The organism is Candidatus Arsenophonus lipoptenae (assembly GCF_001534665.1).
Taxonomy (GTDB): domain Bacteria; phylum Pseudomonadota; class Gammaproteobacteria; order Enterobacterales; family Enterobacteriaceae; genus Arsenophonus; species Arsenophonus lipoptenae.
Window position 1 is genome coordinate 439576 of record NZ_CP013920.1, and the last position, 13479, is coordinate 453054.

General features: G+C 22.1%; 7 protein-coding genes and 4 tRNA genes. 7 read left to right on the plus strand and 4 right to left on the minus strand.

What is annotated here, in order from left to right; all coding sequences use genetic code 11:
- Positions 1–1746: 1746 nt before the first annotated feature.
- Positions 1747–3627 carry a tRNA uridine-5-carboxymethylaminomethyl(34) synthesis enzyme MnmG gene (gene mnmG, locus AUT07_RS01775; RefSeq protein WP_066283407.1) on the minus strand — a complete coding sequence of 627 codons (1881 nt, stop codon included), beginning with the start codon at positions 3625–3627 and terminating at the stop codon, positions 1747–1749.
- A gap of 926 nt (positions 3628–4553) precedes the next feature.
- Here mnmG and murB point away from each other — a divergent pair.
- On the plus strand, positions 4554–5600 hold the full coding sequence (murB, locus tag AUT07_RS01780; RefSeq protein ID WP_066283410.1) for a UDP-N-acetylmuramate dehydrogenase: 1047 nt from the start codon (positions 4554–4556) through the stop codon (positions 5598–5600).
- The gene (gene birA / locus AUT07_RS01785; protein WP_066283412.1) at positions 5597–6568 is read left to right on the plus strand and encodes a bifunctional biotin--[acetyl-CoA-carboxylase] ligase/biotin operon repressor BirA; all 972 of its coding nucleotides are present in this window, start codon (positions 5597–5599) and stop codon (positions 6566–6568) included. The genes murB and birA overlap by 4 nt, the downstream gene beginning before the upstream one ends.
- A 39-nt stretch (positions 6569–6607) precedes the next feature.
- On the opposite strand, the gene coaA is transcribed toward birA, so the two are convergent.
- Positions 6608–7561 carry a type I pantothenate kinase gene (coaA, locus tag AUT07_RS01790; RefSeq protein WP_066283414.1) on the minus strand — a complete coding sequence of 318 codons (954 nt, stop codon included), beginning with the start codon at positions 7559–7561 and terminating at the stop codon, positions 6608–6610.
- Positions 7562–7832: 271 nt separating this feature from the next.
- Here coaA and AUT07_RS01795 point away from each other — a divergent pair.
- From AUT07_RS01795 to hha, 5 genes are all read left to right on the plus strand, one after another.
- A tRNA-Thr gene (locus AUT07_RS01795) sits at positions 7833–7908 on the plus strand.
- A gap of 16 nt (positions 7909–7924) precedes the next feature.
- Positions 7925–8006 (plus strand) — tRNA-Tyr (locus AUT07_RS01800).
- Between the two features lie 29 nt (positions 8007–8035).
- Positions 8036–8110, plus strand: a tRNA-Gly gene (locus AUT07_RS01805).
- A gap of 12 nt (positions 8111–8122) precedes the next feature.
- Positions 8123–8199, plus strand: a tRNA-Thr gene (locus AUT07_RS01810).
- 719 nt (positions 8200–8918) lie between these two features.
- Positions 8919–9122 (plus strand): hemolysin expression modulator Hha, encoded by a 204-nt coding sequence (hha, locus tag AUT07_RS01815; RefSeq protein WP_066283416.1) that lies wholly within the window; start codon positions 8919–8921, stop codon positions 9120–9122.
- Between the two features lie 687 nt (positions 9123–9809).
- Here hha and ppiD read toward each other — a convergent pair.
- Positions 9810–11690, minus strand: a complete 1881-nt coding sequence (ppiD, locus tag AUT07_RS01820) for a peptidylprolyl isomerase (protein WP_071889671.1) — start codon at positions 11688–11690, stop codon at positions 9810–9812.
- A 159-nt stretch (positions 11691–11849) separates the two neighbouring features.
- Positions 11850–13238 (minus strand): cysteine--tRNA ligase, encoded by a 1389-nt coding sequence (gene cysS, locus AUT07_RS01825; RefSeq protein WP_066283423.1) that lies wholly within the window; start codon positions 13236–13238, stop codon positions 11850–11852.
- Positions 13239–13479 lie beyond the last annotated feature (241 nt).

The window sequence follows — 13479 nt, forward strand, 5'->3', positions numbered from 1 at the left end:
GAAATATTATATAGATCATATTAATAACAAACTCAAAACATAAAAAATATTTAGACTGTATATTTTATAAATCGATAAAAATTAATAATAAGATATATTTGATATCAATTTTATAATAATCAAACACTTTATTGTATCTAATTTATAGATACTTTGACAAAAGTATAACCGTTTTATACTCAAGATATATATCAAATAATCTAATTGAGAAATATCATATGTTTTCAAAATTTTTAATTAATTATATTTTCAGATAACCAATTTATCTAAATAAATTGACTAAATAAAAAAATCATCGAAATACTTCAATGAAATAATTCTTTATATTTATATAAATATTAATAGTTTATATTATAATAATTATCAATACATATTAAGATATATTGACATCTAAATATAAAAAATCTGATTACTGATGCAGTGTTAATAACAATATAAAAATCTATAATATTTACCTATAAAGATACTTTTAAAAATTAGTATATATAATGTGATTTAAAATAATAAATTTTTTAATTTAATATGTAAAATTGTAAATAAAATTATAATAATATATTATTATAAATAAATAATATTATATATAGCAACATGTAAATGGTTACTTTTGTAAAAATAATAGAGTTATTTAATTAATTAATTTTAAATTATTCATATAAGTTAAGAATGAATTTTTAGCTTTAGTATTTATTTACCATATATATAGTATAATGACATATTATAACATAATTTAAAATTCTTTATAATGAAATACATTATATAATGTCACATATGTTATTTTGATTAATAAAATACTTATAAACCTTAATAATTAGTACAATACTTATAAACCTTAATAATATAATTTGAATTATTATTGATATGTCATCTAAATATTATTAGATTGCTATTTTATAATCTAAATATTATTAATATCTAAAGATTATTGATCTTTATTTAAAAACATTAAACATAAAATGTTAATTATTTTATAACAAAAAATATGTAAAATTTAAAAAATAAAATAATTTATAAATCAATACTTGTGTTTAAATGTTATTTGCAGAATAAAAAAATTTAATGAAATCAATAAATAAAAATTTGCATCTAATAACAGATTGCTTTTATATATTTAGAGTACGACTTTAATACTTTTTTTAAAAGAAATATTAATTTTTATCAAAAAAAAACTAAATATCTTGTTTCTTAAGGTATATTTAACGAAATAATTTTTTAATCTAAAGTTATTATTAAATATCGTTAATAACTTATTACTAATATTCTTACTGTTTAATGAATAGAATTTTCCCATAATTTACTTTATAACATGTTGATATAATATAAATATATCATGTAATATAGCAAATACCCTAGTTATTGAGTATCAAATTTTTCTATGGGTTGATATTGATCTATTATTTTTGTATAATATCTATGGTTTTTAATATTTTAATTTGATACAAAAATCTAACTCTTCTTCCTAACTATCTAATAATATGAAATAGACATTAGTATAAATAATAGCAAATATTATAATACTAAGTAATTCTGTCCCATACCAACATCGGTAAACAATTTACTGACAAGATATTTATCCGCAATAATACTGCCTACTAAAATATAACAATGACTATTTGTTTAGGTGCTTTAATAAAAGTTAAATTATTTTACTCTATTTACTTAATAACATAACATATGTAATTAATTGCTTAACTTACTAAACTTAGATCTGTTTAATCTAAATTTTAAAATATTTTCTTAAACTCATTTTTAATTAGTATTAAATATTTTTTTTAACCAAATTAATAATATTGATATAGCTGCCGGGGTAATACCAGATATACGCGATGCTTGACCTATAGATTTTGGTTTATGATTATTAAGTACAGCTCTAACTTCATTAGAAAGACCAATAATTTTATTATAATCTAAATTAGTTGGTAAAATCATAAACTCATTACGAATTTTTTTTTTAATTTCTTTTTGTTGTCTAATAATATATCCCTCATACTTAATTTGTATTTCAACTTCATTACTAACTCGATGATCACTTACTCCAGGAGAAAAGTAATTTAATGAAGTTAGTAATTTATAATTTATTTCAGGCCTTTTAAGTAAATCTTCACCATTCACTTCTTTAGAAATTGAAATATTTAATATTTTATTAATATTATTAATTTCATTTGAATTAGGATTCAACCATAAACTACGTAAACGTTGATGTTCTTTTTCTATTGATTCTACTTTATGGCAAAATTTTTGCCAACGATTTTCATCAATCAAACCAAGGTTATATCCTTTTTCTGTTAGACGAAGATCAGCATTATCTTCACGTAACATAAGTCGATATTCTGCTCTTGAAGTAAACATTCGATAAGGTTCTTTTGTACCTAAAGTACAAAGATCATCAACTAAAACACCAATATATGCTTGATGGCGATGAGGATACCATCCTGCTTGTTCATGAGCATAAAGGGCAGCATTAATTCCAGCTAATAGACCTTGAGCAGCTGCTTCTTCATAACCAGTTGTTCCATTAATTTGACCAGCAAAAAATAATCCTTTGATAAATTTGCTTTCTAAAGTTAGATTTAAATCTCGTGGATCGAAAAAATCATATTCAATAGCATATCCAGGTCTAATAATATGAGCATTTTCTAACCCTTTGATTGAATTTATCATTTCCATTTGTACATTAAAAGGCAAACTAGTAGAAATACCATTTGGATAAATTTCATTACTTGTTATGCCTTCTGGTTCTAGAAATATCTGATGAGATACACGATCTTTAAATCTAGTAACTTTATCCTCAATAGAAGGACAGTATCGAGGACCAGTTCCTTGAATAATGCCTCCGTAAATAGGACTTTGATCTAAATTATCATGAATAATTTGATGAGTTCTTTCATTTGTTTGAGTAATATAGCAAGCTAGTTGATCTAAATGGTTCTCTGTAGATCCAATAAAGGAAAAAGTTGGTATTGGATTGTCTCCAATTTGAGCAGTTAACTGAGTAAAATTAATAGTTTTTTTATCTATTCTTGGAGGAGTACCTGTTTTAAATCTATTTACTCTTAAAGGTAATTCTCTTAATCTATTTGATAAACTAATAGCAGGAGGATCACCAGCTCTACCACTACTATAATTTTCTAATCCTATATGAATTTTACCGTTTAAGAATGTACCTGTAGTTAGTACTACAGATTTTGCTTGAAAGTTTAATCCTATTTTTGTTTTTACACCAATAATATAATTTTTTTCTACTATTAGATCTTCAACTTCTTGCTGAAAGATAACAAGATTATTTTGATTTTCTAATGATGTTTTAATAAATTGCTTATACACAAAACGATCAATTTGAGCTCTTGTAGCCTGTACTGCTGCCCCCTTACTGGTATTGAGTTTTCTAAAGTGTATTCCTGCTTTGTCTGTTGCAATAGCCATAATACCACCTAAGGCATCAATTTCTTTAACTAAATGACCCTTACCTATTCCACCTATCGCAGGATTACAAGACATTTGACCTAATGTATCAATATTATAAGTTAACAGTAAAGTTTGGCGTCCCATACGAGAAGATGCCATAGCTGCTTCAGTACCTGCATGTCCACCACCTATAATAATAACATCAAATTTCTTTGGGTAAAACATAATATTTTCCAATATTTTACAAGATTGCTTTATTAACAAATACAAATTTGTATTTTTTTTAAAAAAAGTATACACTTACTAAGTTATATATGGTTTTCATAAACATTAATATAACATATAATAATAAAAATAAAACATAATAATTAATATTATTAGCGTGGCTAATATCTGTGGATAAATGCAAATATCATAACAAGATCATTATGTTGTTTGTTGTGTTTAGCTGTGAATGACAGTATGTATTAACTAGTATAAGCTGGGATTAAATATAAATATTATTAATATTATAAACTTATTTTGCTTGTTATTTACTAGTTAATATATAAACTTTAAAAAGTTATGCACATGTATTTAAATTTTTATTTATATTTTATTTATGCACTAAATTTATGCACTAAATTTTAATATTTTTTATAATATGTAATAAAATAATGTAATAAAATATAACCAAAATAGAATATTTTTTACTAATTATTCATAAACGAAGAAAATAATTCTTGATATGTGTATTACATTTTTTTGCAAAAATTATATTTTTATCTGTTATAATTTATTCTAAATAATTTCCAATATAACTATGTAATCAGTAAAACTATTTATAATGTTAAATATGTAACATTAAATGTTAGTAAAAATATTTTTATTCTTTTACTTTTAATATATAGGGAAGACTATTATTATATAGTAAGATTATTATAAAATTTAATTAATTGCCTTTAAATCTTAAAAATTTTTCTTAGTCTAAGATATTCTATTATAAAAATACTTAATATAATTAATCAAAAATACCTAAATTTTATTTATATTATTACATAATTAAAATAAATTATCTTAATTATATATTGCTAATATTTTTTATTTTAGTAAAAGAATGTTTATCACTTTTAGTAAAAGAATGTTTATCACTATAAATAAATAATAAATTTATGAACTATAATCATCATAATAAATTAAAAAAATATCATACGTTTAGTCTTAATGTTATAGCAAGAGCAGTATATTCAATTTATTCAGTTAATGAATTGATTATGTTATGTAAAAATGCTAGACTGAATAAGTGTTCTGTTTTATTATTAGGTGAAGGTAGTAATGTTATATTCGTTAATAATTTTGATGGTCTAGTTATTTTAAATCGTATTACGTCATTAAATATAACTGAATCATCAATAGAATGGTATATTCATGTAGGTTCAGGAAATAATTGGCATAAATTAGTTAAAAAACTTATAAAAAATGGCATCTATGGATTAGAAAATATGGCTTTCATTCCAGGATCTGTGGGAGCAGCCCCTATACAAAATATTGGTGCTTATGGAATGGAATTTAAAGATGTATGTAATTACGTTGATATAATTAATTTAATTAATGGTAAACAATATCGTCTAAATTCTCATGAGTGTGAATTTGGTTATCGAGATAGTGTATTTAAACATAAATATCGTGAAAATTTTGCTATTGTCTCAGTTGGCTTAAAACTAAAAAAATTATGGAAACCAATATTAACATACTCTAATTTAACATCTTTAATTTTTACACATACAAAAATAACTGCAAAAACTATCTTTAATTTTATTTGTAAAATTAGAAAAAGTAAATTACCTGATCCTTATTTGGTAGGTAATGCTGGTAGTTTTTTCAAAAATCCTGTTATTTCAAGCAAATATGCAAGTAAAATAAATTTACTGTATCCTTTATGTCCTAAATATCCTCAAATTAATGGTGACGTGAAACTATCTGCAGGATGGTTAATTGAACAATGTAATTTAAAAGGTTACCAATATGGTGGTGCGGCTATACACAACAACCATGCATTGGTGTTAATTAATAAAAATAATGCTACTGGAAAAGATGTTATAAATTTAGCTCGTTATATTAAAAAAAAAGTTATAGAGAAATTTGATATCAAATTAGAACCAGAAGTACGTTTTATTGGTAAATATGGTGAAATAAATGCTAAGGATGCAATTTCATGAGCGATATAACTATCTTATTAAAATTTATTAAAATACTATCAGATGGTAATATACACTCAAGTAATGAGTTGTGTGAAGTACTTGGCATAAAGCATTATCATATTAATAAAGGCATTAATGTATTATTTAATTGGGGTATTGATATTAATAATATCATGGGAAGCGGTTATCAGCTTACGAAAAAAATCAATTTATTAGATTATAAAATAATTCATGATTTAGTTAAACAGGGTAACCAGGGAAATATTTTTTTAAAACCTATTATTAATTCTACTAATCAATATTTACTTGAAAGAATTAAAAAATTACGTTCTGGTGATGTTTGTATTGCAGAATATCAAACTGCTGGTAGAGGTAGATTTGGTAAATATTGGATTTCTCCATTTGGTTGTAATCTTTACCTATCATTATACTGGTATTTAAATCATGGGTTTAATGCAACTAAGGGATTAAGTTTAGTTGCTAGCATTGTAATTGCTGAAACCCTTAATAAATTATGTCAAAATAGCATAAAAGTTAAATGGCCTAATGATATTTATCTTAATGGGAGAAAACTTGCTGGCATTTTAATTGAAATAAAAGGTCAAGTTAGTAATAAGATTCATATTGTTATTGGTATTGGTATTAATATTTCTATGAATTATCATTATAAAGAAAATATTGATCAAGATTGGATTAATTTTGAACAAACTGGTATTCAATTAGAAAGGAATTTAATTGCTGGGCAAATTATTTTAGCATTACGTCGTGAATTAGTGCAATTTGAGAAATATGGTCTTTCACCTTTTATTAATAGATGGATGATTTTAGATATATTTTTGCACAAAAAAGTAAAATTAAATATTGGTAATCATTTTGAAATAGGTATAGAAAAAGGTATTAATCAAGATGGTGCTATTTTATTAGAGCAACATGGAAAAATTATTTCTTACTTTGGTGATAATATTTCATTACGAAAATATATTTAAAATATTTAAATTAATAATTATATATTAATTAATACAGAATTATTTTCTTAATTGAATTTGTGTAATTGAATGATTATAACCCTTAGTTATTATTAAATTAGCTCTTTTTTTTGTTGGTATTATATTTTCTTCTAAATTTATTTTATTAATTTTATTCCATATTTTTTGAGCTATTTTAATGATTTTTTTTTGATTTAATTGAGAATAATGATAAAAATAAGCATGTGGATTAGATAATGCACTACGACAAAATTTTAAAAATCTATTAATATACCACTTTTTTAATAAATTTTTAGGAGCATCAACATAAATAGAAAAATCAATAAAATCAGATATAAAAAAATGATTATTAGAATTTTGATAATCAATACCATTTTGTAATATATTTAAACCTTCTAATATAAGAATGTCAGGTTGGATAATTATCCTTTTTTTATTTGGAATAATATCATAAGTAATATGTGAATACACTGGAGCAGTTACTTTTTTAACTCCTGATTTTATGTCAGAAATGAATTTCTCTAAACTATACATGTCATAAGATTGAGGAAATCCTTTTTTTTGCATTAATTTGCGTTCATTTAAAATTTGGTTTGAATATAAAAAACCATCTGTTGTAATAATTTCCACTTTGCGATGTTTTGACAAATTACTTAGTAAAATTTTTAATAAACTAGCTGTTGTACTTTTGCCTACCGCAACACCACCAGTAATACCTATAACATAAGGTATTTTGATGTTATTAGTGCCTAAAAATTGTTCTAGAACTATTTGTCTACTTAAATTTGCATTAACATAAAAATTTATCAATTTTGAAATAGGAATATAAATTTTATTTATTTCATTTATTGATATTTCATCATCAATTTTTTTGAATTTTGATATATCTTTATTTCTTATTAGCTCTAATGGAATAGACTTACTTAAGTATTTCCAACGTTTACGAGTGAATTTTAAATAAGGGGTTATTGTAATTTTTTTTAATTTTTTCATTAGTCAAATATTTAAAGTGTATTTTACTTTTGTAAGCATTTTTATTAAAATAAATTTAGATATATAAATTAATATTGAAAAATAAATTTGAATTTTAAAAAAATTTATTTTTAAATTTAAATATTTAGTCATACTAATATTTAAAGTTGAGATTTTTTTTAATATATATTATACTAAAATAAAAAATGTGGAGATTAGTATTTTATAAATAAAAATAAATAATTTTATTATAAAAATATTTTATAATAAGTAAAATACTTGAATATTTGATGCCGGTATAGCTCAGATGGTAGAGCAACTGACTTGTAATCAGTAGGTCCCTAGTTCAAATCTTGGTGCCGGCACCACATAAAACAAATAAAAGGTGGGATTCCCGAGTGGTTAAAGGGAGCAGACTGTAAATCTGACGTCATTGACTTCGAAGGTTCGAATCCTTCTCCCACCATTAAAATTATAAACTTAAATTTAATATTCGCGGGTGTAGTATAATGGTCATTACCTCAGCCTTCCAAGTTGATGATACGGGTTCGATTCCCGTCTCCCGCTCCAAAAAAAATTCTTGCTGATATAGCTCAGACGGTAGAGCACACCCTTGGTATGGGTGGGGTCGGTAAGTTCGAATCTTCCTATCAGCACCAGTTAGTATACTAAATAATACTATTAATTTTTATTCTCTTAGTTTTCAAAAAATAAATAGATATATTTTTTAAATAGATATTATACTATAAAATATCAGATATTAAAGATATAATATCGATGTGATTATTTCGACATTTTAGTTTTAAATTATAAGATTTTATTAATAATTAAAAAAATATTGTTTTGTTTATTTAAATAAATTATTAATGTTTTTATTAAATTACTTATTTCAATGTTTTCAGAAAATAATTTAGATTATTAGTTTTAATTAAAAATAGATAATTAATATACAACAATATTTTATATTATTTAAAAATAACAGAATATTAAAAAATATATAAAATATAGTGACTTTCTATTTTATATAAGTATACTAATTACTTGAAGTATTTAATTCAACTATATAATAGTTAAGCATATAATAGTTTTATTTTTGTAAATAATAAAGTCTGTACATTTAAATAATAATTAAATCAAGTGGTATTTTTATGTTGTATATTATACTTAATATATAGTAAATTACTGTTATTTTAAATCTAGTAAAATTATGATAAATTTTGCTTAAAAAAAACAATAATTTAAATATGAAGTCACTAATAATATTGTGTTATTATATAATAATGTTATAAATAAAGATAAAGATGTTATAAAGATGTTAATTTTAATATCATTTAAGTATAAATAGAAATCATATAAATTTAATTTAAAGAAGGAAATTATGACTAAAATTGATTATTTAATGCGCTTAAGAAAATGTACTACTATAGAAACATTAGAGCGTGTGATTGAAAAAAATAAATATGAATTATCTGAAGAAGAGCTTGAATTGTTTTATTCTGCTGCTGACCATAGACTAGCAGAACTTACAATGAATAAGTTATACGATAAAATTCCTTCATCAGTTTGGAAGTATGTTCGCTAATATGTTCGCTAATCAAATATTTATACTAGCTATATCCAGCTTAGTAACTCCCGGCAAACTTAAGATCAAAGATCTTGCAAAAAATAACTGAAATAAAAAAGATAGTAGTTTAATAATTCATTTTATTTTTCAGATAAAATATAATCCATCCATATAAAGAAAGTAAAGAAAGAAAAGGAGTTCTGCCAACAATATCATTTTATATATTAATTTCTTGTTATGGCTGCTTCTTTCCAAACCTGACCTGTTAACAAAAAATGATATAATATAAAAAAGCTTACAGAACTCCGTTATAAAATTTTCTGTCAAGTGATATTATATTACAATTATATGATTAATATCAACAATTATTTATATTTCATTTCATACTATAAATATAATAAAATATTTATAGTATTATTATATTGCTTATATATGTTTTGTTTACCTATTATATTAAATAGTTATTTAAATTAATTAAATACAAATTTTACTTATTATAAGTAACTTTGAAAAGAATGAATATTCTATACATAAAATACAATTAAATAATAATAATTATTATAGCATTATTCATCATATGTATGATGTACAATTATTAATTATTTTAAATATATTGATAGCAATAAAATTATTTTATAATTAAAAAATATTAACGACTAATAATTTATTAAATATTTTTGATAAAATTTTTACTTTATTTTCACTTTATGTTATATATTCATTAAATGTGCCTAATTTTATTTTTGCTCTATTACGTAATTGTAATATTAATGATTCCATCATAACATTACCTAAAATAGCTTTATAACGTTGAGAAAAATTTTTTAATTCTTCTTCTGTTAATTGTTCTTCGATAATTTTTACCAATTGTACAATAACTAGATTATTTTTGTTATCTTTAACACTAATATAAGTAGGTATATTATTTTTAGGTATTTCCATTTTAAAAATTAATTTAACTAGTGAGTTATTTTCAAAACGATTAATGATTTTACTATCACTAAAATAAACGCTTAATTTTTTTAAATCATCTTCCCCTTTTCCTTTTTTTAATAAATTAATTAATTTATTGCCATCATTTTCCATTTCACTTTTAGCTTTATTAAGTGTAATTAAATTAATTATTGATTTTCTGACATCATCAAATTTTTGTATTACTTGTGGTTTATAATTTTGTACCTGAATAGCAATCATACAATTATTATTTATATTAATAATATGTGGAGGAATATTTTTTGTATTATTTATTTCTAATAAATTGTCTTCAAAAATAATATTAGAAATTTTCTTAAATTTTATTTCTTCAGGCATAGTATATTTACTAAACCAATTAGTTTTTATTGATTTAATGCCAGTAATATTTTCAATCTCTGTAAGAGATGTGTTTGTATTCATTACAATATTATTTATAGTTTTTTGTAGCGAATAAAACTTATTAATAGCTTTTTCATTTTTTATAATATTAAAAATTTCATTTTTAATATTTTTAAGTGGTCTTATTACTTCATCCCTAATTTCATCTAAGCGAAATATAATATAGTGTGTATTATATTTTATTACTTCTGAAAATTGTCCTTTTTTTGTTAATTTAGCATTAATAATTTCATTTGGTGTTGTTGCTTCATCCATCCATCCTATAGCCCCATTATTTAATGCACTAAATTTATCAGTAGATTTTTCATTAGCTAATTTTTTAAAATCTGCTCCAGAAATTAATAATTGCAAAATAGAATTTGCTTCTTTTTTTGTTGCTAATTGAATCATACTATAATGTTTTTGGGACGGTTGAATAAAATTCGTTATATGTTCTTCATAATATTTTTTTATTTCTTCATCTAAAATAACTATATTATTACGCTGAGAATCAATATCAAGTTTAATATAACTAACCTTTACCTGTTTTGGTGATAAAAAATCATTTTGATGCTTATTATAATAATCTTGTAGTTCTTTATTTTTAATAATTTGTTTAGATTTATAATTATCAATTAATAAAGTTGCGGTTTTTATTTGACGTTTTTGTACTACTAATTTAGTATAGAATTTAACTTCTTCTGGTAAAACAAATTCATCGTTTATATATATATTATAAATTTGTTGATTCATTAAATTTTGTTTTATTTCTTTAGCAAAATTATTTGCTTTAATATTATATTTATATAAAATAGCACGATATTTTTCATTGTCAAATTTTCCATTAGTATGGAAAATTTCCATATTATAAATATCTTTTTTTATTTGATTATCACTAGCAGTTAAACCTAATTTGCTGGAATATTGATTTAGTAATGTTTTTATAATTAAACGCTCTAAAGTTTTATTTTTTAATATCTTTATATTATCATTATAATTATTACTGTCATCTGAATAAGTATCCATTAGTTCTTTTAATGCTATTTTTTCTTTTTGAAAAGCTTGTTGTAATTGAAGTTGACTAATTACAGTTCCATTTACTATTGCAGCTTGATTATTTGAATTATTAATTAAATAGCCACTAATATTTTGAAATATAAAAGTAAAAATAATAATTATTATTAATGTTTTAAATAAATAACTATTTGTTATTCTTCGTAATTGTTCTATCATAAACACATTAGATGCTCCTATTATTTAGTCAGAATGACTGACTCATATAAAAATAAAAATATATGAATAATATTTATTAATTATTTATTCTAAAGCTAATTTAATTTTATTTCTAAATTTTATTTCTAATTTTATAAAATTTATTTTTAAAAAATATTTTTATTTGTAACGCCATATAGTACCATATGGCGTATCTTCTAGTGAAATTCCCATTTCATTTAATTTATTACGTACTGAATCAGCTTGTGACCATGATTTAATTTTCCTTAAATCATTACGTTGTTTAATTAATTCTTTTATTTTATCTTCAATATTGCTAGTAACATCTGATTTTCTTCTAAAGAATTCTTCTGGATCTTGAGTTAATAATCCTAATATATTAGCTAATTGGCGTAATTCTGTGGCAAATTTATTTGCCATTAATTTATCATTAGCTTTTAATTTATTAATTTCTTTTGCTAAATCAAATAATACTGAATAAGCTTCTGGTATATTAAAATCATCATTCATAGCTATTATAAAACGCCACTTAAATATATTATCACTATATTTAATATTATTATTAATATCAGTATTTCTTAAAGTTATATAGAGTCTTTCAAGTGCTTTGCGTGATTGTCTTAAATTTTCTTTAGTGACATTTATCGGGCTACGGTAATGTCCTGATAATAAAAAATAACGTATTGTTTCAGCATCATAATGTACTAAAAGATCACGGATTGTAATAAAATTATTTAATGATTTTGACATTTTTTCTTTACCAACCATGACCATTCCTGTATGTATCCAATAATTTACATATTTTTCATTATGAGCACATGTTGATTGTGCTATTTCATTTTCATGATGAGGAAAAATTAAATCTATTCCACCACCATGAATATCAAAATGGTTACCTAGTTGTTTATTATTCATAGCTGAGCATTCAATATGCCATCCTGGACGTCCATCTCCCCATGGAGAGGCCCAACTTGGTTCATTTGGTTTAGACATTTTCCACAATACAAAATCTAATGGATTATTTTTTTTTTTAGAAAATTTAATATTTGTTTGAGATTGTAAATATTCGATTTTTTGACCAGATAGTGATCCATAGTTAGAGTAACTTTTAATAGAAAACATTACATCACCATTATGTGCAATATAAGCATGTCCTCTTATAAGTAGCTGATTAATCAATGTAATCATTTCTTTAATATGGTGTGTAGCTCTTGGTTCAAAATCTGGTCGAAGAATATTGAGTGTATCAAAATCTTGATACATTTTTATTAACATTCTTGATACTAAAGAATTATATGGTTCTTTGTTTTTTAAGGCTCGATTAATAATTTTATCATCTATATCAGTAATATTGCGTACATATGTTAAATCATAACCTAGGTATCGTAAGTAACGGTTGATTACATCAAAAAAAACAAAAGTTCTTCCATGACCTATATGACATAAATCATAAACAGTAACACCACATACATACATATCAATTTTTCCTGGTTTAATTGATTGAAATATTTCTTTTTTATTATTTATTGTATTAAAAATTTGTAACATTGTGATTTTCCATTATTAGTAATATATATTTAATTATTTTTTTATTTTAAATTAATATAAAATAGAAATTCTCTATTTATAAATAAATTAGTAAATTAAAAATTTACAAAAAATTATTTATTATAATTATAAATTAATAAATATATATTGTATTATTAATTTTAATGTATTTTATTATTTTAAATTTAAATAATATAAATATATTATATCTATTTTTAATAAATTAAATTATCTATATAAT

Bases quoted from the DNA above. Each gene is read 5' to 3' on its own strand.
- mnmG (WP_066283407.1), bottom strand. From the start codon at position 3,627: ATGTTTTACCCAAAGAAATTTGATGTTATTATTATAGGTGGTGGACAT.
- cysS (WP_066283423.1), bottom strand. From the start codon at position 13,238: ATGTTACAAATTTTTAATACAATAAATAATAAAAAAGAAATATTTCAA.
- coaA (WP_066283414.1), bottom strand. From the start codon at position 7,561: ATGAAAAAATTAAAAAAAATTACAATAACCCCTTATTTAAAATTCACT.
- birA (WP_066283412.1), top strand. From the start codon at position 5,597: ATGAGCGATATAACTATCTTATTAAAATTTATTAAAATACTATCAGAT.
- murB (WP_066283410.1), top strand. From the start codon at position 4,554: ATGAACTATAATCATCATAATAAATTAAAAAAATATCATACGTTTAGT.
- hha (WP_066283416.1), top strand. From the start codon at position 8,919: ATGACTAAAATTGATTATTTAATGCGCTTAAGAAAATGTACTACTATA.
- ppiD (WP_071889671.1), bottom strand. From the start codon at position 11,690: ATGATAGAACAATTACGAAGAATAACAAATAGTTATTTATTTAAAACA.